The organism is Kribbella swartbergensis, from assembly GCF_054784135.1.
The window spans coordinates 1-24,948 of record NZ_BAAGPM010000041.1; the positions used below are offsets into that span (position 1 = coordinate 1).

20 protein-coding genes are annotated in these 24,948 nt (G+C 70.1%); 8 read left to right on the top strand and 12 right to left on the bottom strand.

The window, feature by feature from the left end; all coding sequences use genetic code 11:
• Positions 1-235 precede the first annotated feature (235 nt).
• Genes ACYVOK_RS32950 through ACYVOK_RS32965 form a run of 4 tightly spaced genes read left to right on the top strand, consistent with a single transcriptional unit; the run spans position 236 to position 4,222 of the window.
• Complete coding sequence (locus ACYVOK_RS32950) at positions 236-1,531, top strand: XRE family transcriptional regulator (RefSeq protein WP_460666507.1); 1,296 nt, start codon at positions 236-238, stop codon at positions 1,529-1,531.
• Between the two features lie 9 nt (positions 1,532-1,540).
• Positions 1,541-2,074 carry a GNAT family N-acetyltransferase gene (locus tag ACYVOK_RS32955; protein ID WP_460666508.1) on the top strand — a complete coding sequence of 178 codons (534 nt, stop codon included), beginning with the start codon at positions 1,541-1,543 and terminating at the stop codon, positions 2,072-2,074.
• A gap of 48 nt (positions 2,075-2,122) precedes the next feature.
• The gene (locus ACYVOK_RS32960; protein WP_460666509.1) at positions 2,123-3,007 is read left to right on the top strand and encodes an oxygenase MpaB family protein; all 885 of its coding nucleotides are present in this window, start codon (positions 2,123-2,125) and stop codon (positions 3,005-3,007) included.
• Positions 3,008-3,034: 27 nt separating this feature from the next.
• The gene (locus tag ACYVOK_RS32965) at positions 3,035-4,222 is read left to right on the top strand and encodes an ROK family transcriptional regulator (protein WP_460666510.1); all 1,188 of its coding nucleotides are present in this window, start codon (positions 3,035-3,037) and stop codon (positions 4,220-4,222) included.
• A 111-nt stretch (positions 4,223-4,333) separates the two neighbouring features.
• Here the strand turns inward: ACYVOK_RS32965 and ACYVOK_RS32970 are convergent, their stop codons facing one another.
• Both ACYVOK_RS32970 and ACYVOK_RS32975 read right to left on the bottom strand, forming a co-directional pair.
• Positions 4,334-4,930 carry a ParA family protein gene (locus ACYVOK_RS32970; protein WP_460666511.1) on the bottom strand — a complete coding sequence of 199 codons (597 nt, stop codon included), beginning with the start codon at positions 4,928-4,930 and terminating at the stop codon, positions 4,334-4,336.
• Positions 4,931-5,034: 104 nt separating this feature from the next.
• Positions 5,035-5,919, bottom strand: a complete 885-nt coding sequence (locus tag ACYVOK_RS32975; RefSeq protein WP_460666512.1) for an NAD(P)-dependent oxidoreductase — start codon at positions 5,917-5,919, stop codon at positions 5,035-5,037.
• A 41-nt stretch (positions 5,920-5,960) separates the two neighbouring features.
• On the opposite strand from ACYVOK_RS32975, the gene ACYVOK_RS32980 reads away from it, so the two are divergent.
• A complete protein-coding gene (locus ACYVOK_RS32980) occupies positions 5,961-8,810 on the top strand; it encodes a BTAD domain-containing putative transcriptional regulator (protein WP_460666513.1) in 2,850 nt (949 codons plus the stop codon).
• Between the two features lie 9 nt (positions 8,811-8,819).
• Here the strand turns inward: ACYVOK_RS32980 and ACYVOK_RS32985 are convergent, their stop codons facing one another.
• The 4 genes from ACYVOK_RS32985 to ACYVOK_RS33000 form a co-directional block, all read right to left on the bottom strand.
• A complete protein-coding gene (locus ACYVOK_RS32985; protein WP_460666514.1) occupies positions 8,820-9,776 on the bottom strand; it encodes an ABC transporter substrate-binding protein in 957 nt (318 codons plus the stop codon).
• On the bottom strand, positions 9,773-11,725 hold the full coding sequence (locus tag ACYVOK_RS32990) for an ABC transporter permease subunit (protein ID WP_460666515.1): 1,953 nt from the start codon (positions 11,723-11,725) through the stop codon (positions 9,773-9,775). Before ACYVOK_RS32990 ends, ACYVOK_RS32985 begins: the two co-directional genes overlap by 4 nt.
• Positions 11,725-12,834: a quaternary amine ABC transporter ATP-binding protein gene (locus tag ACYVOK_RS32995; RefSeq protein WP_460666516.1), complete on the bottom strand. Its 1,110-nt coding sequence runs from the start codon at positions 12,832-12,834 to the stop codon at positions 11,725-11,727. The genes ACYVOK_RS32990 and ACYVOK_RS32995 overlap by 1 nt, the downstream gene beginning before the upstream one ends.
• A 206-nt stretch (positions 12,835-13,040) precedes the next feature.
• Entirely contained in the window at positions 13,041-13,961 is a 921-nt protein-coding gene (locus ACYVOK_RS33000) for an aminoglycoside phosphotransferase family protein (protein ID WP_460666660.1), read from the bottom strand.
• 17 nt (positions 13,962-13,978) lie between these two features.
• Here ACYVOK_RS33000 and ACYVOK_RS33005 point away from each other — a divergent pair, with 17 nt between their 5' ends.
• Positions 13,979-14,710: a hypothetical protein gene (locus ACYVOK_RS33005; RefSeq protein ID WP_460666517.1), complete on the top strand. Its 732-nt coding sequence runs from the start codon at positions 13,979-13,981 to the stop codon at positions 14,708-14,710.
• On the opposite strand, the gene ACYVOK_RS33010 is transcribed toward ACYVOK_RS33005, so the two are convergent.
• The 3 genes from ACYVOK_RS33010 to ACYVOK_RS33020 all read right to left on the bottom strand — a co-directional run bounded on the left by ACYVOK_RS33010 (position 14,685) and on the right by ACYVOK_RS33020 (position 17,379).
• Positions 14,685-15,353, bottom strand: coding sequence for a class I SAM-dependent methyltransferase (locus ACYVOK_RS33010; protein WP_460666518.1), 669 nt, complete (start codon positions 15,351-15,353; stop codon positions 14,685-14,687). The genes ACYVOK_RS33005 and ACYVOK_RS33010 overlap by 26 nt on opposite strands.
• Positions 15,354-15,390: 37 nt before the next feature.
• A complete protein-coding gene (locus tag ACYVOK_RS33015; protein ID WP_460666519.1) occupies positions 15,391-16,224 on the bottom strand; it encodes a siderophore-interacting protein in 834 nt (277 codons plus the stop codon).
• Positions 16,225-16,332: 108 nt separating this feature from the next.
• A complete protein-coding gene (locus ACYVOK_RS33020; RefSeq protein ID WP_460666520.1) occupies positions 16,333-17,379 on the bottom strand; it encodes a hypothetical protein in 1,047 nt (348 codons plus the stop codon).
• A 163-nt stretch (positions 17,380-17,542) separates the two neighbouring features.
• Between ACYVOK_RS33020 and ACYVOK_RS33025 the strand changes: the two genes are divergently transcribed.
• Positions 17,543-18,859, top strand: coding sequence for an AAA family ATPase (locus ACYVOK_RS33025; protein WP_460666521.1), 1,317 nt, complete (start codon positions 17,543-17,545; stop codon positions 18,857-18,859).
• Here ACYVOK_RS33025 and ACYVOK_RS33030 read toward each other — a convergent pair.
• Both ACYVOK_RS33030 and ACYVOK_RS33035 read right to left on the bottom strand, forming a co-directional pair.
• Positions 18,849-19,502: a cation diffusion facilitator family transporter gene (locus ACYVOK_RS33030; protein WP_460666522.1), complete on the bottom strand. Its 654-nt coding sequence runs from the start codon at positions 19,500-19,502 to the stop codon at positions 18,849-18,851. The two genes, ACYVOK_RS33025 and ACYVOK_RS33030, sit on opposite strands and share 11 nt — an antisense overlap.
• Entirely contained in the window at positions 19,493-19,795 is a 303-nt protein-coding gene (locus ACYVOK_RS33035) for an ArsR/SmtB family transcription factor (protein WP_460666523.1), read from the bottom strand. Before ACYVOK_RS33035 ends, ACYVOK_RS33030 begins: the two co-directional genes overlap by 10 nt.
• Positions 19,796-20,234: 439 nt before the next feature.
• Here ACYVOK_RS33035 and ACYVOK_RS33040 point away from each other — a divergent pair, with 439 nt between their 5' ends.
• Positions 20,235-21,212 carry a helix-turn-helix domain-containing protein gene (locus ACYVOK_RS33040; RefSeq protein WP_460666524.1) on the top strand — a complete coding sequence of 326 codons (978 nt, stop codon included), beginning with the start codon at positions 20,235-20,237 and terminating at the stop codon, positions 21,210-21,212.
• A gap of 59 nt (positions 21,213-21,271) precedes the next feature.
• Here ACYVOK_RS33040 and ACYVOK_RS33045 read toward each other — a convergent pair whose 3' ends face one another.
• Entirely contained in the window at positions 21,272-24,928 is a 3,657-nt protein-coding gene (locus tag ACYVOK_RS33045; RefSeq protein ID WP_460666525.1) for a S8 family serine peptidase, read from the bottom strand.
• Between the last annotated feature and the right edge of the window lie 20 nt (positions 24,929-24,948).

The window sequence follows — 24,948 nt, forward strand, 5'->3', positions numbered from 1 at the left end:
CGTCATCTCCGCGATGGTCACTACCTCTCACCCCGTAACTCTCAGGCCTTGCAACCAGTTGGACTTACTGGTTGTCATGGCAGTAATGGTGCAACAGCCCAACGTGACCGCTCTAGGACCTGGACCGGACCTTTGCCGGACCTCTTCCGGACCTCTCGCGGACATCTGGGGGACCGCACCTTGTCGTGGGGCATCAGTCGAGACAACGTCTGAACTGACGTGAACGGGAGGAACGATGGCGGGTAGGTACACGCCAAAGACGGTCCTGGCGCACCTGATCCAGCGCCGGAACCAGACCTACTCCGAGATCGTCGCCGAGTTCGTCGAGCTGGGTGGAACCATCACCGAGCGGCACCTGCGGCGCCTCGCATCGGGCGAGCGCGCAGGCACCACTCCTCAGACCCGGCGCACCCTGCAACGCATGTTCGGCAAGCCGGTCGAGGAACTCCTCGCCCCGTACGTCCCCGAGCAGGCCGCCCAGGTGGCGCCGGCACCTGCCGCGAGTGGACGGATCACGACAGGTACTGAGATGGAGGTTCTCGACATGGCTGCCAGCCGAGCGAGGGCGTTTGCCCTCGCGGCCCAGTCCGGTCTCGGAAGCGAGGCCATGGAACAGGTGTACGACGACGTGCGTCACGTCGCGAAGGCGTACCCGCAGCGCCCGCTGCCGGAGATCCTCGGCCAGCTGGTCGAGACCCAGGATCTGATCTTCGCCCTGCTGGAGAGCAGGCAGCGTCCCGAACACCTGCGGCAGCTGTACTTCCTCGGCGGCGTGACCGGTGGTCTGCTCGCCAAAGCCTCCCACGACCTCGGCAACCCGCACGCGGCACTGACCCAGGCGCGGACCGCGTTCCTCTGCGCCGACAACGCCGACCACCACGGCCTGCGCGCCTGGGTGCGCGGCCTGCAGTCGCTGGTCTCCTACTGGGCCGGCAACCCGCACGACTCGGTCCGGTACGCCCAGCTCGGTGCCGGGTACGCCGAACAGGCCGGCAGCACCACCAGCGTCTGGCTGCCGGTGAGCGAGGCCCGCGCCTGGGCGGCGCTGGGCAACCCGGAGGCCACCCGGCAGGCGCTGCAGCGCGCCGAGGACGCCTGGGCCTCGGTCCAGAACGACGACTTGGACGACATGGGCGGCCTGTGCACCTTCGGCCGCAACCGGCAGCTGTACTACGCGGCCGACGCGCTCGCCTGGCTGCCCGGCGAGGTGGAGCAGGCCGAGCGGTACTCCGCCCAGGCGGTCGACGCCTACGCCGACCAGAACCACCCGGAGTGGGCCTTCGGCGACGCCGCCGGCAGCCAGGCCGCGATGGCCATCACCCGGATCGTGAACGGTGAGCTCGACGGTGCCGCGGACGCGATCGCGCCGGTGCTCACCCTGCCCGCCGAGCGGCGGATCAACGGCGTGGTGCACTCGGCCCGCCGGGTCCACCAGGCGCTGCGGCAGACCGGGCAGGCCGACGAGGCCCGGGAGTTGCAGGAAGAGATCGAGACGTTCACCCGCACTCCCATGCAGGCCTTCCCCCGGTAGCCTGCGTCAATGGATCCGCTGACCGGTGACCTGACCACGCTGCGCGAGTTCCGGACCACCGATCTCGAGGACTACCTGGCCATCGTCGGCGACGACCGCGTGACGTCGTCGCTGTCGTTCGACAGCCGGGACCGGGCCGAGGCCGAGAAGGCGCTGACCGCGATGATCGAGCGGGCGGCCCAGGAGGACCGGCCGGACTACGTGCTCGCCGTCACCCGCCGGGGCGACGACCGGATGGTCGGCTTCGCCAGGCTCGGGCCCACCGGAGTGAAGGCCGCTCACCTCGGCTACGCCATCCACGCGGACCACTGGGGTCGTGGCTACGCCACCGACGCGTCCCGCGTGATGCTCCGCTTCGCCTTCGGCACCCTCGGCAAGCACCGGGTCAGCGCGGCCATCGGCCCGGAGAACGAAGCCTCGATCGCCGTGGTCAAACGGCTCGGCTTCAGCTACGAGGGCCGCATCCGGCACCACGTCTTCACCAACGGAGAGTGGCGCGACTCCCTGCTCTACTCGATCCTCGAGCACGAGCACTCCGGCTGAGCGCTGCCTCCTGCCGTCGCGCTGGTGTGCCGGGGGCACACTGGGGATATGGTCGCCACCATCGCTGGACCGCTGGATCCGTTGAGGGACGGGCTGGCGCGGATGATCATGGCGAAGGTGGCCGGGCCGGACCCGCGCGCCGAACGCGACCGGGTGCACAACACCCCGGGTCCACGCTGGTTCCCGCCGGACCGCCCGATCCGGCGGGTGCACGGTGACGCGGCGGTGTTCGTCGGCGGACTCCGGGCGCTGCTGCTGCAGTCACTCCACCCACTGGCGATGGCGGCCGTGTCGGCCCACTCCGGCTACCGCGGCGACCCGTGGGGCCGGCTACGCCGGACCAGCTACTTCCTGGCCATCACGACGTACGGCGCGATCCCTGACGCCGAGGAGGCGATCGAACGCGTCAAGGCTGTTCACGCGCGGGTGCGCGGGACCAGTCCGGACGGTGTGCCGTACAGGGCCTCCGACCCCCACCTACTCAAGTGGGTCCACGTCGCCGAGGTGGACAGTTTCCTGGCCGCGCACCAGCGGTACGGCGTGCAACCGCTCGACCCGTCGGAGCAGGACCTGTACGTCGAGGACGCGGCACTGGTCGCCCGCAAGCTCGGTGTGGTCGACCCGCCGACCACAGTGACCGAGTTGCGGCAGATGCTCGGCGACTACCGTCCCGAACTGCGGGGCACGACCGAGGCTCGCCAGGCGGCGCGGTTCATGCTGATCCACCCGCCGGTGCCGTGGGCCGTTCGGCCGGCGTACGGCGTCCTCGCCGCTGCTGCTGTTGGGCTGCTGCCGTGGTGGACCCGGTGGCCGCTGCGTCTCCCGTACCTGCCATTGGCCGAGGCAACCGTCGTCCGGGCGGCCGGCGAAGGCCTGACCCGGACGATCCGCTGGGCGTTGGCGTCACCCATCCTCGGCGATATCGAGGCGTAGCGCCGGACTCGCCGGTAGGTTGTTCTCGTGCCGCTGCGTCCGCATCGATCACTCCCGTTGGCCACGCCGGCGGGAGTCGAGGTGCTGACCCGGATCCTGACCCAGGGACCGATCCCGCGGGTGGAGATCGCGCGCCGGACCGGGCTGTCCCAGGCCGCGGTCACCAAGGCGGTCGCGCCGCTGATCGAGGCCGGGTTCGTCACCGATCAGCCGGCCACCCCCGCCGAGGCGGAAAGCCAACTAGGCATCGGCCGGCCGGTGAGCCCGCTGACGGTGATCCGGAGCAGCGTGTCGGTGATCGGGATCAAGGTCACCCCGACCGCGCTGATCGGCGTGACCACCGACTTCACCGCCGGGATCCTGACGGTCCGGCACCGGCACCTGGACGACACCACGCCGGCAACCGTGATCGAGCACGTCGCGGACCTGGCCAAGGAGCTGATCAAACAGGACGCGGCCGGGCCGCTGATCGGGATCGGCGTGGCGGTGTCCGGTGACGTCGACGCCGGGCACGGCCTGGTCCGGCACTCACCACTGATGGGCTGGCGGGACGTGGCGGTCGCCGACCTGATGGCCAAGCGGGTCAAGGTGCCGGTCGTGGTGACGAACGACGTACGCGCGCTGACGGTGGCCGAGCACTGGTTCGGAGTCGGTGTGGACGCGGACTCGTTCGCGGTCGTCACGATCGGGTCCGGGATCGGCTGCGGGCTCTACATCAACGGCGAGGTGGTGTCCGGGGCGTACGGCGTCTCCGGTGAGCTCGGCCATCTGCCGCTGGCGCCCGGCGAGCTGGTCTGCACCTGCGGACGGCGGGGCTGTGTGGAGACGGTCGCCTCGTCGGACGCGATCCTGACCCGGACCCGGCAGACGACCAAGCGGCGGAACCTGGACCTGGCCGGGGCGATCAAGCTGGCCCACGAGGGGGACGCACACGCGCGGGAGGCGTTCGACCGGGCCGGTGAGGTGATCGGGTCGGCGCTGGCCGCGATGGTGAACCTGGTCGGTCCTGAACTGGTGGTGATCGCAGGCGAGGGCGTGGCGGAGTACGACCTGTACGAGGAGCGGATGCGGCGGGCGTTCGCGGACCACGCGTTCGGTGCCGCCGGGGACTGCCGGCTGATGCTGCGCTCACACACGTTCGACGACTGGGCCCGCGGCGCCGCCGCCACCGTGATCCGCTCCTACGTCCGCGGCGAGCCACCCCTCGAACGCTGAGAGCGCGCTGAGGGGTTGGGCCCGCGAGCGAGTGCACGGACCCAACCCCGTCGCGGGCTGTCTGGTCCCGTCCGCTGATCCCGCGCAGTAGGGGGGATCAGCAGACAGGGCTTACGTGCGGGCGGCGGCCAGGATCTTGCGCCAGACCTTCTTGTACGACTCCAGGCCGTCGGCCGCGAGCGGACCGGTCGGGCCGGCGGTGATCGACACCCGCTCCGGGATGGTGCCCCAGACCGGGATGTTCTCCTGGGCGTACTGCTGCATCGCTTCCTGGTAGCTGCGGGTGTACGTCCGGGCCGAGCAGATCACCAGGCCCACCGGAACGTGGTCCGGCACCAGGTCGAGCACCGCCTTGACCCGGGGTGTCTCGACGCCGCCGACGCGGGTCGGCAGCACCACGATGCGGGCCCGCTCGAGGGCCTTGTTCAGCAGCCGCTCGTGCGACGGCGGCATGTCGACGATGCCGATGCCCTCCGGCGGCACCTTGTCCAGGGCCTTGTTCAGCAGGCGCTCGGTCGGCGCCTCCTCGATCTCAACGCGGGCCAGGTGGTCGTCCTCGGAATCCGCGATCCAGTCCGCGGCGCTGCCCTGCGGGTCAGCGTCGATCAGAGTGGACGTACGACGGTTGGAAGATGCCAGCGCGGCCAAGTACACCGACGTGGTTGTCTTACCGACCCCGCCCTTCAGTGCAGCTGTCACGATGATCATGGGACCGACGCTACCTGGTTTTGTCCGAAATCCGGCGTGTCGTCGGCGTTGCCCGGCCGATCCCGTGATAGTTGCCCCCGGCGCCGACCAAGCTCAAGCGTCCTTCAGCGGACCGGTTTGCGGATCATCTCGATCAACGCGCTGAACCCGTCCGGGCCGTGCCCGGCCGCGTCCGCGCGCGCGAACAAGGCAGCCAGCGCCCGCGGCATTCCGGTGTCCAGGCCGACCTGTTCGAAGGCGTCGACGACGTGTTCGCTGCCCACGGCCTGCATGTGCAGGTTGTTCTCGCCGCCGGGATAGACGCCCTGCTCGATCTCCGCGGTGAGGATCTTGAGGAAGCCCATCGGGCCCTCGTCGGTCAGATCCGAAAGCAGCGCGGCGGCGTACGGGCGGACTTGCTCGGCGCTGACTCCCGCGGTGCCGACCAGGGCGGCGGAGTACAAGTAACTGGCCAGCGTGGTCCAGAACAGGTTCAGCATCGCCTGGTAGTAGAGCATCGCCAGCCCGGGGTCCGCGCCCATGTAGTCGACCCGCCCCAGCACCTCCAACGTCTCCCGATGGGCGTCGACCGCCTCGGCGGAACCGCTGTAGAAGACGTACGCCCCCGGCTTGCCGATGCCCGGCGGCGGGACCATGATGCCGCCCGGCACCAGGTTTCCACCCCGCTCGGCGACCGACTTGCTCGCCGCCCGCAAGCGGTCCGGGCTGTCCGAGCTGAGGTTGGCCAGCACCTTCCCGGTGAGGTCCACACCGGCCAGCGATGCGTCCATCGCGGCATAGTCGACCTGGCTGATCACCACCAGGGTGCCGGCGGCCACCGCTTCGGCGGCGGTCGGCGCCTCGACCGCGCCCGCGGCGACGAGCTTGGCGGCCTTGCCGGGAGTCCGGTTCCAGACGGTGGTCGGGTGGCCGGCGGCAAGGAAGACCTCGGCCATGGTGGATCCCATCGCGCCGAGGCCGATCACTGTGACTGCTTCTCGAGAACTCATGCGCCGATCGTGCGAAACCCCGCTACGGGTTTACTACGGCTATGTACTTCGGCGTGCTGGGTCCCCTGGTGGTCCGGACGGACACCGGTGAGCCGGTCGCCGTACCCGACACCAAGGTCCGCACGCTGCTGCTCGATCTGCTGGTGAACCGCGGTCATCCGGTCTCGGCGGACCGCCTGATCGAGGACCTCTGGGGTGACCGCCCGCCGCGCAACGCCACCGGCACGCTGCAGGCCCGGATCTCCCAGCTTCGTACGGCGCTCGACCGGGCCGAACCGGGTAGTCGCGCCTTGATCGCCCACGGTCCGGCCGGCTACACCCTCACCGCGGAGGTTGTCGACAGCAACATCTTCGAGGAACTGGTCGGCGCCGGCCGGCTGCGCGAGGCACTCGACCTGTGGCGCGGTCCCGCGTACGCCGACGTCGCCGACCACGAGTTCGCCCGCGCGGCCCGCGACCGCCTGGAGGAGGCCCGCCTCGCCGCGACGGAGGCCTTGCTGGAGCAGACCGCCGACGACGCGCTCCCCGAACTGACCGAGCTGGTCCGCCGGCACCCGTTGCGCGAGCGGCTCCGTGCGCTCCATATACGCGCTCTGTACCGGGCAGGACGCCAGGACGAGGCTCTGCGGTCGTACGACGAGTTCCGCCGTGCTCTGGCCGACGAGCTCGGCGTGGATCCCGGGCCGGAGCTGGTCGAGCTGCACGCGGCGATCCTGCGCCACGACCCCTCCCTGCAGCCGTCCAGCCTTCCCGCGCCACTCAACGACCTGATCGGCCGCGAGGAAGTCGTCGCGGAGGCGACCGCACTGCTGCAGCAGAACCGCCTCCTTACCTTCGTGGGCCCGGGAGGCGTGGGCAAGACCCGGCTGGCCCTGGAGATCGGCCGCAACCACCTGGGCGACGTCCGCCTGGTGGAACTCGCTCCGCTCAGGCAGGACGACGTACTGGATGCGGTGGCCGCGGCTGTAGGTCTGCGGGACGAGTCGGCCGACCTGCTGCCCCGACTGCTGGAGTCACTGAGCACCAGGCAGCTCCTGCTGATCCTCGACAACTGCGAGCACCTGGACGTCGCGGACCTGGTACGCCGCTTGCTCGCGGCCGCACCCGGTTTGCGCGTACTCGCGACCAGTCGGGAGCCGCTGGGACTACCGGGTGAGCGGCTGCTCGACGTGCAGCCGCTCGAACTGCCGGCGGCCGCCAAGTTGTTCAGTGCGCGGGCCGGTGTCGCGCCGTCCGAGACGGTTGAAGCGATCTGCCGACGACTGGACGGGATACCGCTCGCGCTGGAGCTTGCGGCGACCCGAGTGCGGGCGCTTGGCGTGCAGGGGCTGGCGGACGGGCTGGACGACCGGTTCCGGCTGCTGTCCGGTGGTCGCGGCGTACCGGAGCGACAGCGGACGCTGCGGGCAACCATCGACTGGAGCTGGGACCTGCTGGACGCTGACGAGCGTGCGACGCTCCGGCGGCTGGCTGTGCACGCCGGCACCTTCTCGCTGGAGGCCGCCGCCGAGGTGAGTGAGCTGCCGGACACCCTTGTCCTGGCACTTGTCGACAAATCACTAGTGGTCGCCGATGGAGGCCGGTACCGGCTGCTGGACTCTGTCGCCGCGTACAGCCTCGAGCGCCTCGAGGAGGCCGGTGAAGTCGCGTCGACGAGACAGCGCCACGCGGAGTACTACCTCGCGCTGGCTCAGCGGGCCGAGCTGCGCGGACCGGAACAACGCACCTGGTTGCGCCGGCTCGACCTGGAGGTGGCGAACTTCCGCGCTGCCCTCGACGCCGCGCCGCAGCTCTCACTGAAGCTCGTCAACGCCCTCGCCTGGTACTGGTACCTCCGCGGCCGCCTGGGTGAGGCAAGACGCTCTATTGCGGCTGCTCTGGCCGTGCCTGGTCAGGACCCGGCAGACCACGCCGCCGCGACCGTCTGGCAGGTCGGTATGACTGCGACCGATGCCAAGGGCTCCAACCTCGCGGCAGCGGCTGACGAGGCGCTGGCGCTCGCGGGCAACGACCCGTGGGCGCTGTGGTTCCTGACCACAACACAGTGGGCATACGGCGATCCCATTGAACTCATGCGTCGCATCGACCGCGCGATCGAGGCGTTCACCAGCATCGGCGACCGCTGGGGACTGGCAGCCGCACTCAGCACCCGGGCACAGCTCAACATCGTCCACGCCGACCTGCCCGCGATGTTGCGGGACGGGCACCGCAGCCTGGAGCTCTTCGACGAGCTCGGCGACGACTGGGGCCGGCTGCAGGCGACGTACTCCCTGATCGTCGTCGCCGAGATCAGCGGCGACTACCCGACGGCCGTCCGGCACCTCGAGGACTCGCTGCGGCTGGCCGAGGAGCTCGGGCTGTGGACCGAGGTGTCATTCCGGACTTCGGGGCTGGGGCGGATCGCGTACCTCACCGGTGACTACGAGCGCGCCGACGCGCTGCACGAGCGGGCCCGGCGGCTGGCGATCGAGCAGTCGAACAAGTCGGCCGAGGAGTATGCCGAGGTCGGTCTCGGCCTGTCCGCCCGCCGGCAGGGCCGCCTCGACGACGCGGAGGCCCACTTCACCAAGTGGCTGGACTGGCTCACCCAGGTCGGCGGCACCCCTGGAGTCGCCTTCATCCTGGCTCAGCTCGGTTTCATCGCCGAGCAACGCGGTGACTTCACGAAGGCACAAGCTCTCCACCAGCGCGGCTACGAGGCCGCCATGGCGGTCGGCGACGAACGTGCGATCGCGCTCGCCCTCGAGGGCCTGGCCGGCGCGGCCGAGGATCCCGGCCGCGCCCGCGAACTCCTCGCCGAGGCCGAAGCCCTCCGCGTAAAGGTCGGCGCACCGCTTCCGCCGGCCGAGCGCTTCGACGTCGACCGCATCCGCGCCCGGCTGCAGGGGTAACCCCGCCGGCTACTTCCCGAGCCAGCCGTCGACCTTCGAGCGGTTCTCCTTGATCCACTTCTCAGCGGCCGCGTCCGGGGTGAGCTTGTCCACCGCGATCGACCGCGCCACCGCGTTCTGGTCCTCGTTGGTCCACTGGAAGTTCTTCACCAGGTCGTACGCCGGGCTGCCCGAGTCGGCGAACTTCTTCGAGACGATCTTGTCCAGGTCGTACGGCGGGTAGTCGCAGGCGACCTTGGCCGGGTCGGCGTCACAGCCGGCCTTGTACGGCGGCAGGTTGACCTTCACCAGTTTCAGCTCGTTGAAGAACCACTGCGGCTCGTAGAAGTAGGCGAGCAGCGGCTTCTTGTTCTTCTCCGCGTCGCGGAAGGCCTGGATCAGCGCGGTCTCGCTGCCGCTCTGCACCACCTTGTAGTTCAGGTTCAGGTTCTTCACCAGCGCCTCGTCGTTCGTCACGTACGACGGGTCGCCGTCGAGCAACTGACCCTTGCCGCCGGACTCCGACGTCTTGAACAGGGCGGCGTACTTGTTCAGGTTCTTCCAGTCCGTGATGTCCGGGTACTGCTGCGCCATCCACGGCGGCACGTACCAGCCGATCACACCCTTGACCCCGGTGGAGCCGGCCTCGACCGCGACCTTCTGCTGCTCGATGTACTTCTTCTTCAGGTCCTCGTGGCCCCAGTTCTCCACCACGGCGTCCACTTCGCCGGTGGCGAACCCCTGCCAGGAGATCTCCTCCTTGAGGTTCTTCTTCACCACCTCGCAGCCGAGGTCCTTGGTCGCCACGTACGCGACCACCGCGGCGTTCGCCTCGTAGCCGACCCACGGGTTGACGGCCAGGTTGAAGGTGCCGCAGTCCTTCCCGCCGCCGGCGGCCGGCTGCTCGGCGCCGACCTTCTCGCCACCGCACCCGGCCAGCGCGAGCGCCACCGCTGTCAGCACACCGGCGTACCGGAGCTTCTTCACCGCTTGTCTCCTCTTCTGTGGAAGTTCTGGGTACGGCGGGCCGCCGCCTGTGTCACGCGGTCGAGCAGGACGCCGAGCAGGACGATAGCCAGCCCGGCGGCCAAACCCTTTCCGTACAACTCACTCTGCGAGAAGCCGGCGACCACGTCGTACCCGACGGCCCCCGCGCCGACCAGGCCGCCGACGACGACCATCGAGAGCACGTAGATCAGGCCCTGGTTCACCGCCAGCGTGATGGCCCGGCGGGCGACCGGCAGCTGGACCTTGCTGATCACCTGCCAGCTGCTCGACCCGACCGAGTTGGCCGCCTCCACGGTCGCGACCGGCACCGCCTTGATGCCGTCGGCAACGATCTTGGTGGTCACCGGTACGGCGAACACGACGGCGGCCGCGATCGCGGTGAACCGGCTGGTCCCGAACAACGCCAGGAACGGCACAAGGTACACGAACGGCGGCATCGTCTGACCCGCGTCCAGCACCGGGCGGATCCAGGTGTCGACCCGGTGGTTGCGCCCGGCCCAGACCCCGAGTGTGAGCCCGACCGCGACCACGACGACAGTCGCGAGGAGCGTCGAGGCCAGCGTGACCATGCTGTCCTGCCAGACCCCGGTGGCGACCAGCAGCAACGAGCACACCGCGGCGGGAGCGGCTCCACGCCAGCCTCCGAGTACGGCGGCCAGCGCGACGACGACCGCGGCGACGAGCCACCAGGGCGACCCGGTGAGCAACGCCTCCAGCGGGTTCAGCAGCCCGTTGGTGACGGCGTCGCGGACGCCGTACGTGAAACCGCCGAAGGTGTCCTGGACCCAGGCGGTGGCGTCGGACGCGATCACGGCGATCCGCGAGCCGATGTTCACGTCCGACGGGAACTCGGCCGCCCACACATAGGTCCGGGAGAACCAGACCGCGACCAGGACTCCGGCGGCGCCGGCCCCGAGCAGGACCTTCCGGCGGGTGCTCGCCGTACGCCACGGACGGTCGCCGGCCGCGGTGGTGACGCGGTCGAGCACGATTGCGAGCACCACGATCGCCAGGCCGGCGTTGAACGCGACCCCGACGTCCAGCGTCTGCAGGGCCTTCAACACCGTCTGGCCGAGGCCGGGCGCGTCGATCAGCGCGGCCACCGTCACCATCGACAGCGCGGCCATGATGGTCTGGTTGATGCCGACGACGACCGTACTGCGGGACATCGGCAGCAGCACCTTGGTCAGCGTCTGGCCCCGGGTGGAGCCGAGCGACCGGGCCGCCTCGACGCTCTCGGCCGGGACCGAGCGGATCGCGTGCGCGGTCAGCCGGACCGCCGGCGGGGCGGCGTAGATGAGGGTGGCGATCGTGGCCGCGGCCGGGCCGATCGCGAAGAACAGCGTCAGCGGCGCGAGGTACACGAACGTCGGCAGCGTCTGCATCAGGTCGAGAAGGAGCGTCGCGACCTTGAACGCGCGATCCGACAGCCCGGCCCAGATGCCCAGCGGGATCGCGACCAGCAGCGACAGCAGCACGGCCGCGATCGTCAGCGCGAGCGTGTCCATGCTCTCCTGCCACAACCCCTGCAGCCCGATGAACCCGAGCCCGCCGGCGGTCAGCAGCGCCACCTTCCAGTTGCCGAACGCCCAGGCCAGGTACGCCGACACCGCGACGACCCCGAGCCAGCCGACGACCGGGACGGGCCGGCCGTACGACGGCTGCGCGAGAACGTTCTGCAGCAGGACGACGAACTGGTCGACGACCACCCGGATCGCGTCGAAGACCGCGTTGCCCTGGCCGACGTCGTCACGGTGATCGGTCAGCCAGCGGTGGAACGGGGTCGTCTCCTGGCCGCCGAGTGGGAGCGTGTCGATCCCCCGGAGCACGAAGTACGCCGCGACCCAGACGACGAGCAGTACGCCGACGACCACGCTGCGCCGAGGTCGCCGTACCTCGACCTCCACGTCGCTCGTGACGGCGGCCATCAGGGCACGTCTCCTTCCCCCGTGCGTGCTGCGCGCACGGGGGGAGGAGACGTGCCCGTGTCCGCGACGACGGCGAGGATCTCCTCGTCGTCGATCACACCGAGCAGCGTGCCGTTCGAGACGACCTTGACCGGCCGGTCCGCCTCCAGCACCAGCCGGGTCGCCTCCCGGACCAGCACGTCCGGGCCGAGCTCGGGCCCGTCCAGCGGCTCGTCCGGCCGGGGATCCCGGACGATCCAGCGCAGGGTCAGCACGTCGGCCCGCGGTACGTCGCGGACGAAGTCGCGCACGTAGTCGTCGGCCGGCGCGCCGACCAGTTCGTCGCCGGTGCCGAGCTGGACCGCGGCCCCGTCGCGCATCAGCAGGATCCGGTCGCCCAGCTTGAGCGCCTCGGACAGGTCGTGGGTGATGAACACCATCGTCTTGCCGACCTCGCGGTGCAGGCGGACGACCTCGTTCTGCATCTCCCGCCGGATCAGCGGGTCGAGCGCGGAGAACGGCTCGTCGAACAGCAGCACGTCCGGGTCGTTGGCGAGCGCGCGGGCCAGGCCGACGCGCTGCTGCATGCCGCCGGACAGCTGTTCGGGGTAGAGGTGCTCGTTCCCGGCCAGGCCGACCAGGTCGATGACCTCCCGGGCGCGGCGGCGGCGATCCGGCTTGCTCTCGCCGCGGATCTCAAGACCGTACGAGACGTTGTCGATCACCTTGCGGTGCGGGAGCAGGCCGAAGTGCTGGAACACCATCGAGAACTTGCTCCGGCGCAGCGCCCGCAGCCGCTTCTCGTCGGCGGCGCGCAGGTCCTCGCCCTCGAAGATCAGGGTGCCTGCGGTCGGTTCGATCAAACGCGTGAGACAGCGGACCAGCGTGGACTTCCCCGAGCCGGACAGACCCATGACGACGAACACCTCACCGGGAGCGACGTCGAAGCTGAGGTCGCGGACGGCCGCCGTACAGCCGGTCCTGGCGTAGAGGGCGGCACGGTCCAGCGCGGCCAGGTCGGGCCGGCGGGGCACGCGCTGCGCCTTCGGGCCGAACACCTTCCACAAACCCTGGATCGACAGCAGTGCGTCGCTGTCCTGCACCTCGGGATACTCGAGCTGAGCGGTCACAGGTTCACCCTCGCATCCCCGGCAAGCGGAATCATCGTGAACGCGACTGTATCCAACCCGCAGACCCCGAGCCCTTCCGCGGGTGTCTGTTCCGTCAGCGAAGCACCCGTCGGTTCGAGCCACGTCCGCCGTACGTGGGCTCGGCGGGTGAATTGAGGCTGGTACGGCGGGCCTTGCTCCGGTGCTGTGTCGGAGTCGTCACGTGGTCAGATGCGGAGGGCATCGGCGACGGTGCGCAGGACCGGGTCGATCGCGGTGTCGCCGTTCTCGGTGTCCCACAGCACGTTCTGCAGGATCCGGCCCGCGGTCCAGCCGAGCGCCCGGTCGCGGTCGATCCCGGTGACCTCGAGCATCAGGTCGAAGCGGTCCCGGATCGCCCGGCCGAGGTCGCCGGTCGCGACCAGGTCGTCCCACCGGTTCCACAGCACCGGAAACACCTCGAACCCCGGGTCACCGGCTAGCGGCTTCGGGTCGATCACCAGCCACGGCTGCCGCGCCGACGCCATCACGTTGTCGTAGTGCAGGTCCCAGTGCAGCAGCCGGTCGCCGGACTCCGGCAGCAGTTCGGTGATCCGGTCGGCGTAGCGCCGTACCAGTCGCCGGTCTTCCGGATCGGTCAGCAGCGGGATCAGCCCGGGCGCGTCGTCGATCATCTCGCCGGCGATGTCCGCGAGCCGTCGTACCTGCGGCGGAGCGGGTACGACGATCAGGCGAGTGAGCAACTCGGCAAGGATCCGGGTCGCCTCGGTGTGGTCCGGTACGGCGTTGAGCGTGCGCGGCTCGAGCCGCTCGAGCAGGAGCGTCGACGTGACCGGGTCGTCCTCGAGCACCTCGACGACGTCGTCACGGCCCCAGGTCCGCAGGGCGAGGGCCTCGGCCTCGCTCTCGTCGCTCACCGGCTGGAGCTTGAGCATCGCGCTCGTCCCGTCCCGCCGTACGACGGGGAGAATCAGTGAGGCCGCACCGCTGAGGGGCTCACCCGCGACGGTCAACTGCCAACGTTCGACGTACTCGTCCACCATCGCGGGGAGCTTCGCCAGCCACTCGGCCTCGTCCTCTCGGTGCGTCTCGACCAGCTGTTCCGGGATCACGATCACCCTGGGCACAGTAGGTGGTTCGGGCGGGATGTGCTTGGGTTTTCCGCGTGAGCGAGATGGAGCGCAGGCATCGGCGGGCGCAGCGAGTGGTGGCCGGGATCTATCTGGGGATTCCGCTGGCCCTGCTGGTGGTTGTGGCGTTGATCAGTACGGCGGGGTCGCCGGTGGCCTGGGTCGCCTGTGTCGTGCCCGTCGGGATGCTGGTGATCGGATGGGTTCTGCGGCGACGCCATCGGTATCTGCCGCAGAAGTGGGCGGGCATCGGTGTGCTGTTCGGTGCCATCAGCGGGTTGTATCTGACGCTGTGTCCATTGCTGGTGGGGGTTTGGTGGCCGGTGTGGCTGGCGCTGCCCGCGTTGTTGGTGGGGATCGTGACCGGTGGTCGGCTGGCCCGGTACGCCGATCGGGTCTTGCTGGTACCCGTCCTGCCCGAGCTCGCGGATACGCCGTACGAGCTGATCTTCCGGCTGCGCGGGTTGCAGCTCACCGCGGTGCTGCTCGGGTCGGACAGCCTGACGATCCAGAGCCGGCCGGTGCTCCGGTCGCAGTCCGCGGACGACCTGGCCAAGACGTACCCGCTGAGCAGCATCACCGGGGTCTTCGAGGTGGCGCTCAGCGGCGTGGAGCGGCTCAGGTTCCCGATCGCGATGCCTCATCCGCCGGTGGTGACCGCCGGCCCGGCCGTGATCGTGCAGGCGTCGGGTGACGACTGGGTCCTGCCGACCGACCAGGCATCCACCCTGGTCGAGTTGCTCAACCGGCGCAGGTCCACCGCATAGCCAGCGCGAACCCGAGGTCCGTGTACCGCGCTCCCGGGAAGACGTCGTCGTACAACTCGCGGAACTGCCTGCGGGACAGATACCGGTCACTCGCCAGATGGTCGAGCCACGGCTTGCTGTGCCAGAACCGGAACTCGAACCAGGCATCCCGCCACCCGTGCCGCGCGATCTGCCGTGGGAACCCGAGCCACACACCGACGAGGTAAACCGCACGCGGCGGCGTCGGATACCGGTCGGACACGTTGTCCACCACGGCGACCGTCCCACCCGGCCGCACCAGCGACTTCAGGTGCTCGAGCCCGGCCCGGTAGTCCGGCAGGTGATGCATCATCGTGTGGCTGTAGACGAGGTCGAACCCGCGGTCCTCCACCTCGAACACGTCCGCCACCCGATACTCCACGTTGGGCCGTGCACGCTTCCGCCGGGCAATCCCGATCATCGGCTCACTCAGATCCACGCCGACGACCCGCTCGAAACGCTCGGCCAACCGCACAGCCGCATGACCCGACCCACAGCCGGCGTCGAGCGCCCGCTCGCCCCGCAAGCCCAGCCCGGCAACCCACTCCGCGTGCTCCCCGGGCTGCAGACTGACGAACCGGTCGTAGTCCTCGGCAAATCGGTCGAACGAAGCAGGGTCGGCCATGCTGCGTACGACGCCGTACGCGACGGTCTGGTTGGAGTCAGGCTCGGGCGACTTCGGGTTCCTTGCGGGCGGTCTCGGCCTTCTCGGCCTGCCAGCCGTCTTCGTTCTTGCCCAGGCGCCAGTAGCCGGAGAGGGAGACGCGATCGCGCTGGAGGGCGCGGTCGGCGAAGAGGTTCTTGCGGATACGGAAGACGAACCCGGCTTCGCCGTGGACGAAGACCTGGGTGTCGCCGGGCGGGAACTCCAGCGCCTCGACCGCCGCGACCAGGCCGTCGCCGCGGCCTGCCGCGCTCCCCGCCCGGTGGAACCAGGTGACGTCGAGTTCACCCGCGCCGCCGAACTTCTGCTCCTCGGTCTCGTCCTCCACCTCGACCAGCACGGTCGCCCGCGCGCCGGGCGGCAACTGCTCGACCGCGGCCCCGATCGCCGGCAGCGCACTCTCGTCACCCACCAGCAGATGCCAGTCGGCGGCCGCGTCCGGCGCGTACGCCCCGCCCGGCCCGTTGAACCACAGCACGTCGCCCGGCTGCGCCGCGGCCGCCCACGGCCCGGCCACACCCTCGTCCCCGTGGTGGACGAAGTCGATCGTCAGCTCGCGGGTGGCCTCGTCCCAGTTCCGCACCGTGTAGGTCCGCATCGTCGGCCACTGGTCCGACGGGTACGTCTCCCGGATCACGCCCAGGTCGAGCGGCTCCGGGTACTCGACGCCGGGCTTGCGGAACAGCAGCTTCACGTAGTGGTCGGTGTAGCCGTTGTCCACGAAGTCGTCGGCGCCGAACACGACCCGGATCATGTGCGGGGTGATGCGCTCGGTCCGGCGGACGACCGCGCGCTTGCAGACGCGGTTGCGGCGGGGTGCGGGGCTGGTCACGAGACCACGGTCCTCTCGGGTACGTCGGGCGGCCCGGTCAGGCCAGCGAGTTAGGTTAGGTCTACCTAACCTCAGGCTAGCTCACCCGTCCGGGCCGCCGTACCGACGTCAGAGACCGCGGATGTAGAAGACCTTGCTGACGCCCGCCCGGTAGTTGTGGCAGGCCGGGAAATAGACGCGGTACGGGATCAGGCCCCGGTACGCCGGCTGCGCGTTCACCGTGAACCGCCCGCTCTGCCGCACCGAGCCCGAACTCACCGACCGCCACTGCGTCGCGCCGTACAGCCGCTGCAACCACACCTTGCAGTTGTACGGCGCTCCCGCCACCGAACCGTTCACCGGCACGACCGACCCGACCGGAGCACTCGTCTTCGACGGCACCGCCGACACGATCCCCGGCCGCGCCACCACCAGCCCCAGGCCGGCGATGTCCACCGGCTTACCGGTGATCCGCAGGCAGTTGAGCCACTGCCCGTCGGCCGAGGTGTACGACTTGGTCACCACACCGTTCGTGTCTGTCCGGACCACGTCACCACCGGCGTCCTCGGCGCATCCGTTGTCGACGGCGAGCAGCACGGTGAGCCGACTGCCGTACGGCTTGCCGGTCGCCGAGTTCGTCACCGCCCAGCGGATCGAGTACGGCGACCCGAACGGCACCACCTTCGGCGACACCGACGCGGTGACCTTCGGCCGGTTCGTCCCGGTAACCGCCAGGGACGGCCCGTCGAACGGCGTCGGCTCGGTCATGTCACCAGGGATGCCGTACTGACCGAACTGCACGCCGGTGACCTTCCAGGTCCCGTTCGCGGTCGACGGCACGAACAGCGTCCCCGCCCAGGTTCCGTCCTCCACCGTGCCCGAGTTGAGCGGCAGGTTCGTCGACGCCAGGTACCTCGGCCACCCCGAACCGGTCTGACGCTCGAGGAGGACGAAGAGCGTGCCGTCGCTCGGTCCTGGGTCGGAGTACTTCGCGTGCACGGTGACAGCGACCGGCGCGAGATTGAGTCCGGACACCGCGACGCTCGCACGACTCAGCTTGACGTCGACCACCGTCAGGTTCGGATCGGGTGCTGCCTGCGCCGAGGGCGCCGCGGTGAGCAGCAACCCCACCAGGAGCGCCGTCACCAGCGCCGCCATCACTCGTCTGATCGCCATGAAGGCAGCGTGACAGTGGCCTGTCACGCTGCCAAGGATCCACCCGCATCAGTACCCGATCGGGCGGAGCCGGTAGACCGGTTCAACCGGCGGGCGGGCAGAGTTCACCCGCCGGACACGTGCAACCCGTGTCGGCGTCCGCTGCGGTCCGCACGCTGGAGCCATGAGCCAGGTCTTCGGTACGCCGCGGAACCCGGCCTACACGGTCACGCGCACCGACCGGTTCGGCCGGCCGATCTCCCTGGACCTGCGCACACCCGAGGGCAACTCGGTGCTGTTCACCGGGCCGCCCGGGATGGGCAAGAGCCTCGAGCTCGACCGGGCCGAGGCACTGGCCCGGAAGCAGGGCTGGGTCGGGATCCGGGTGGACGCCTCGCCGCGGGAGCCGCTGGAGAACCGGTTCGTCCGCAAGGTCACCGAGGACCTCGGCACGATCCGCAAACGGTACGGAATGCTCGGTGCGCGCCGGCTGAAGAAGCTGGTGAAGGACCTTGGCCAGCGCAACCGCGGCCGGCAGAACGGCGCCGAGCTCCGGGTGATGCCGGTCCCGTTCGTGCAGGGCGTGGCGAAGACCCAGTGGGAGGCCGGCAACCAGGACAGTGTCGGCAGCACGCTGAACGAGCTGGCCGGCCGCCTCGGCGAACTCGCGGCGAACCGCAAGCCGCCGGAGCCCGTGCTGCTGATGGTCGACAACCTCGACGTCGCCTCCGAGCGCGACCTCGCCGCGCTGACCGAACTGTCGGCGTACCTGGAGCAGCAGCGCCGGCCGGTGTTCCTGATCGCGGCCGGCGGCGAGCTGGCGGCAACCCGGCTGATGGCGGCGTCCGGCGGACGATCCCGGATCGCGACCGGAGTGACCGGCCGGTTCGACGTCCGCGAGGTCGGGCCGCTCTCCGATGACGAACTGCGGCCGGCGCTGACCGAGCCGCTGCGCGCAGCGGGGATCGCGTACCAGCCCGAGGCGGTGGACCAGCTGGTCCGGTCCGCCAACGGCGATCCGACCCGGCTGCGCAACCTGGCCGAGACCGCGCTCCCGCTCGCCCTGCGGCAAGGCGGCGTGACGGTCGACGTCGCCCAGGCCGCGACGCTGCAGGTGAACGACAAGTCCCGGGTGCTCTACCAGGCCGCCTGGAACAACTGCTCCGACACCGAGAAGGACCTGCTGGCGAAGGTCGCCGCCCACGGTCCGCACGGGCTCGCCCTGCCGGGCGACACCGGCCTCGCCGCACTGGGCCGCTGGCAGGAGTTGGACGAGGACCGCCATCGGCTGGTGGCTCGCGGCATGCTCCGGGACGACGGCCGGCGGCTGATGGTCGCCGATCCGGGACTGCGGGACTGGGTCAGCACCCGCATAGGTCAGTCCGCTGCGCACCTCGGCGTCGCGCCGCTGACGGCACCCACCCAAGCGCCGGCCCTCACCGAAGCGGCCCGGCCGGCCACCCGCGAGTACAAGGGCATGACGTTCCACCTCAACAGTTAGGACAGTCGCACGCCTTCGCGTTCGGTGCGCAACACCCTTCCCCGCGCCACGCCTCCACACCTTCTCGTACGGCGACCGCCGCGATGATCAGCCCGGCCACCGGGTCGGCCCAGAACCACCCGAGCGTCGCGTTCAGCACCAGGCCCACCAGCAGCACCGCCGACAGGTAGGTACACAACAACGTCTGCGTGCCATCGGCAACGACCGCGTTGGACCCCAACGCCTTGCCGGTACGGCGTTGGGCCGCGGACAGCACCGGCATCACCAGTAGCGACGCCACCGCGAGCCCGATACCGACCGGCGACGCGTCCGGCTCCGTCCTCCCGGCCAACGCCCGCACGGACTCGACGGTCACGTAGGCGGCCAGCCCGAAGAACGACAGCGCGATCAACCGCAACGCCCGGCGTTCCCGTGTCTCCGGCAGCGGGTGCCGGAACTGCCACAGGATGATCAGCCCGCTGGCCACCTCGACGATCGAGTCCAGCCCGAACCCCACCAGCGCGACCGACCCGGCGACCACGCCCGCCGAGATCGCCACCACCGCTTCGATCAGGTTGTAGCTGACGCTCGCGGCGGCCAGCCACTGCGCGCGACGCCCGAGCCGGCGCCGGTCGGCCGGGGTACCGATGTTCGTCAGCGACATGCCGGATCCACCGCCAGCACCACGTCGAGCAGCGCGGTGAGCGCCGTACCCAGCTTGGGATCGGCCAGTTCGTACCGCGTCCGGCGGCCCTCCGGCTCCGCCACGACCAGCCCGCAGCCACGCAGACAGGCCAGGTGATTCGACAACGACTGCCTGCTCACGCCCAGTCGCTCGGCCAGGTCGGCCGGATACCCCGGGCCTTCCAGCAACGCCAGCAGCACGCCCGTCCGGGTTGAATCCGACAACGCGTGGCCGAATCGGGCCAGCACCTCATCCCGGGCAACGGTCTCCATGCGGCCGACTGTACAGCGGTTGATGTATTCAGCGGAAGCTGTATCAATGAATCACCTGCGAGCGGCGCGCTCCGGATGGCTCGGCTTCGGCAGGCGAAGGGCAGGGGTCCCGCGGTGGCGCGGCGTGCTGGTCGGCGGACGGCTTGGGCCTCGAAGCATCCAGAGTGCAAGCACGGCCGCGGCGATCAGGCCGGCGGCACCGGCGTAGTCAGTCAGACTCATAGGGGATCTCTCTCAACGGCGGTCGCAGGGGTCGTCTCCGTCCCCGCCCCGCCGCCCCGGTGAGGGCGGCCGGTTCCGCGAACTTCGGACCGGGAGGGACGCCGATGGGTCGAACCTGTGATGGCACCACTGTGCCGTGACCCGGGTGTGCCAGGAGGTGGGCTCACTACAGCGTTGGAATGGCTGGTTAGGTGGGGCTCACGAGAGGGGGCAAACGATGCACGACGGCTCGTTACTCGATGCGCGCGAGGAGCAGGCGTACCGGTTGCTGGTCGGGCTGTCCGCGGCCCGGCCGTCGGAGCTCGCCGAGGTGGCGGAGTTGCCGCAGCACGAAGCTGACGAGGTGCTGCAGCGTCTCCAGGCGAAGGGACTGGTGGCCGTCCATTACGCCGACGGCCCGGTGTTCCGCCCACTCCCACCGGACGTCGCACTCGGTACGACGTTGCTCCGCCGGCAGGAGTCGCTGGAGGCGGCCCGCAAGACCGTGGCGGCGTTGAGCGAGGAGTTCCGCGCCAGTGCGAGCCGTCGGGACGCGCACCACCTGGTCGAGGTGATCGTCGGCGCCAAGGCACTTCGCGAACGCCTCCGCGACCTGCAGGAGTCCGCCCGCAAGGAGATCCTGTGGTTCTGTCGCGCCAACCCGCTGGCGATGCAGGGCGCGGACAACACCGAGGAATACGGCGCCCTGAGCCGAGGCGTCAGCTATCGCGCGATCTACGAGCGGGCCCTGCTGGAGACGCCCGGTGAGCTTGACACCATCGCCGAGGGTGTCAGCTGGGGTGAGGAGGCCCGGACGCTGCCCACCCTCCCGGTCCGGTTGGCGATCGTGGACCGATCGACCGCGGTCTGTCCCCTGGTCCGTGACGACGAGCTGGGCATCGGGGAACCGACGGCCGCGGTCATCAGCCGCGGCCAGTTGCTGGACGCGCTCCTAGCCCTCTTCGAGAGCTACTGGGAGCTGGCCACCCCGGTGAAGCTCCAGTCGACCGACACCGACGACACCGAGGGCCTGGACGACTCCGAACGCTTCCTCCTGTCGTTGCTGGTGGCCGGCGTACCGGACAAGTCCATCGCGTCCCAGCTCGGTATCAGCCGCCGTACCGTCCAACGCCGCCTCGACCGGATGATGGCGCTCGCCGGTGTCGACACCCGGACCGGGCTGGCCTTCCAGGCGGCCAGACGCGGCTGGATCTGAGCCGGACCTGGGCCGGATCTGGGCTGGGGCGACTTGTAGGCCGCCCCAGCTCAGCTTGGCTACTTCACGCCGTACGCGCGGATCACGGTCTGGGTGACCGCGTTGCCGGTGCTGTCGGTCGCGCGGACCTTCAGCGACACGGTGTCGTGCGCGGACGGCACGACGGCGAGGTAGTGGCCGAGCGCACCGACCACCGCCAGCGTCTTCCAGGTCTTGCCCTCGTCGTACGACGCCCAGGCCTGCAGCGTGGTCGACCGGGCTGCTCCGACGACGTTGAAGCCCACCGCGTGAGTGCGGGCGGCGACACGACCGGTCAGGTCGGTCGGAACGGTGTAGCCGACCTGCAGCAGCGAGAGCGGAGTCGCCTTGTCCGTCGGCGTCTGCTTCGACCGGAACTCCCACGAGGTCTGCGTACGCGTACCCCAGTTCCACTCGCCCTCGGAGTCGATCCGCTCGGTCGAGAGGTCCAGCTTGTACGCCGCGTCGCCGCTGGAGGTCATCACGTCCTCCCACGCGTCCGGCAACTCGGCGACGACCTCACCGTTGCGCGACAGCACCGCCGACGACGAGGTGGTCTCGCCGACCGTGTAGTGCCCGGCCGCGTCCACGAACGACGGGATCCGCAGCGACAGCCGGTCACCCGTGCGAGACGACACCACGCCGGGTGCGGCAGCCGGGCGGACGACCGGACCGAACCAGGTCTCGTTCGACGGGCCACTCTTGTAGCTGCGCGGCAGCGTCGTCATACCGCCTTGCAGGGGGTTCATCGTGTCCCAGGTGTAGAGGTGGTGCACCCGGTGCTGCCAGAGCGAGTCACCCGAGGTCACCCACTCCTCGCGGATCTTCGGCGTCTCCACGAACCGCTGCGAGTCGTTCCAGGCGTACTCCTGCCACGGCCGCCACCCGAACCGCTGCTCCTTGGCCCAGTTGAAGCCACCGTTGTCGGCGTACCGGGTGGTGATCCGCGCGCTGTTGGCCGGAGTCACCGTGTAGGTGATCTTCGCCGGGATGTAGCCCTTCGAGACCTGCTGGACGTCGTACAGGTACGGGCTGGAGGTCGTCAGCGTCAGGTCGATCGTGGCGCGACCGCGCTTGGCCCGCTCGATCAGCTTCTGACCGTCCTTGAAGGTGGTGACCATCGCCGGGATCGGTTCACGGTCGCCGGTCGGCCGCCACACGGTCCACGCCGACCAGTCGGCCGCCCGCACCAGGATCACTGCCGCGGCACCCGCCTCGGCGGCAGCAGCGATCTGGTCCTGCTCGCTGCCGTTACCCCAGCCGTCCTCACTGGAGTTGATCACCGCCAGCGCGCCCTGGACACCCTTCAGCGAGGAGTCGGCGTAGACCAGCGGGAACCGCTTCTTGCCCTCGTACGACGGGGACTGGTGCAGCAGGTTGATGTCCAGCGGCCCGGTGACACCCTGGACCGAGGCCTGGACCATCGGCGCGACCAGTTGCCAGCGGGACGAGAACTCGAAGGTTCCGCTCTGCACCGGCTTGGTCGGGGTGACGTTGACCTGCTTGACCGTGCTGAAGTGCATCACACCGTGGCTGATCGACCGGCCGTTGCCGTACACCCGGTTCACGTAGTAGCTCAGGATCGACTGCTGCTCCGACGGCTTCGGCGTCTCGATGGTGATCGGGACCGCCTTGCGGGCGTCGATGACGACCTCGATGTCCTTGCTGACGACGATGTTCGGGTCGGTGAACAGGCTGACCTGCTCGTCCTGCGGGTCGCTGTTCTCGACCAGGCTGTGCAGCAGGTAGGTGCCCTCCTCGACCTCGGCCGTGAAGGTGTCGCCCTTCGGAATCCAGGCGAGCACGTCCGAGCGCGAGTTGTCGCCGAACAGGGAGACGACCGGGATCACGGTCGGCTGCCCGTCCAGTCCGACGCCGCGCAGGGTGACCTTGTGCTTCGGACCCTGCCGGAGCGTGCCGACCGCGGTGCGGGTGATCACCCCGTCGGGGCCGGTGGCAACGATCCAGCCGCTGTGCAGACCACGGTCGAGCTTCGCCGCGGCCAGGTTCACCGGTACGTCGGTGCTGCCGTTGGCCGGGACCGTGACCGTGGCCGGGACACCGAACGCGTCGGTCTCCGGCTTGTTCGTGTCGAGGTTGTCGACGGCAACGGACAGGGTCAGCGTGACCGGCGCGTCCGACTCGTTCCGGTAGGTGATCGTCCGGGCGCTCGCGTCGGCCGAGGTCTGCAGGCCGAAGTCCGCGACCGCGGTTGCGAAGACCCGCTGCGAGACCGCCCGGGTCAGGTCGACCCGGCCGGCGCCGTTCGCGTACACGGACTGGTTCGGCTGCGCCTTCGCGGTGCTGACCAGGGCGTTCTTCAACTGGTCGGCCTTCCAGTCCGGGTGCTGCTGTGCGAGCAGAGCCGCCGCTCCGGCGACGTGCGGCGCGGCCATCGACGTACCCGAGGCCGCCGTGTAGAGGTTGTCCACCGGCCCGCCCATCGCCGTACCCGCCGCCCGCGCGGCGATGATGTCCACGCCCGGCGCGGAGATCTCGGGCTTCAGACCGGCATCGCCGAGACGCGGTCCGCGGCTGGAGAAGTCCGCCAGCGTGTCGTTCCGGTCCACTGCGGCCACGGTCAGTGCGGCCGCCGCGGCACCTGGAGTACCGACCGACTCGTCCCGGCCCTCGTTGCCCGCCGAGACGACGAACAGCGTCCCGGTCTGCGCGGTGATGTCGTTGACGGCCTGGCTGAGCGGGTCGAGACCGTCGGTCGCCTCACCGCCGAGGCTCATGTTGACGACCTTGGCGCCCTCGGCGGCGGCCCACTCCATTCCGGCGATGATCCACGAGTCGTAGCCCCACCCGTCGTCGGCGAGCACCTTGCCGACGAGCAGATCCGCCTTCGGCGCGACGCCCTTCCGGGTGCCGCCCGCGCCCGCCCCGGTCCCGGCAATCGTGGCGGCGACGTGCGTGCCGTGACCGAAGTGGTCCTCCGGCCCGGTAGCGCTGCCGGAGAAGTCCCGGGCCTCCTTCACCTTGCCGACCAGGTCCGGGTGCTGGTCGTCCACACCGGTGTCGAGTACGGCGACCTGGACGCCGGAGCCCTCGTAACCGGCCTGCCACGCGGCCGGCGCACCGATCTGCGGGACGCTCTTGTCCAGCACGGCGCGGACCTTGCCGTCCAGCCAGATCTTGCTGACCCCGCTGTTCAGCGCACGGGCGCCGACGGCCGGCTTCAGCGACTTCCACAGCTCGGGCAACTTGTCCTTGGCCGCGTCGACGGCCGCGCCGCCGATCGAGGTGAGCTCTCGCGTGGTCGTCGTACCGGCCAGCTGCCGGGAGGTCCGCAGGCCCTGGTCGTACTTGACGATCAGCGGGAGCCGGCTGGCGGCGGAGTCGCCGTACCCGTCGGCGATGAGTTCCTCGACGTCGAACAGATCGGCGTCCAGCACGCCGGTGGAGATGTACGGTACGGCGTCGCTCGGCAGGACCCGGAGGCCGCCGTCGACCTCGATGCTGTGGAAGCTGACGCGTTCGCGGCCGGCGGCCGGGCGGACCACGGCCGCCTTCTTCCCGGCGCCGGCGTCGGTGACCTCGACGACGTCGCCGGTGATCAGCGTGACCGCCGTAATCGTGACGCCGGTGTTCCCGGTGGGTGTGGGCGGCGGTGCGGCGGCGGCAGGGGTCGCCGTGACCGCGCCGAGGGTCAGCAACGCCGCAAGGGTGGCGGCGGTGATCCGTTGGGGGGACATAGTTCTCCTTCAGAGGTTCG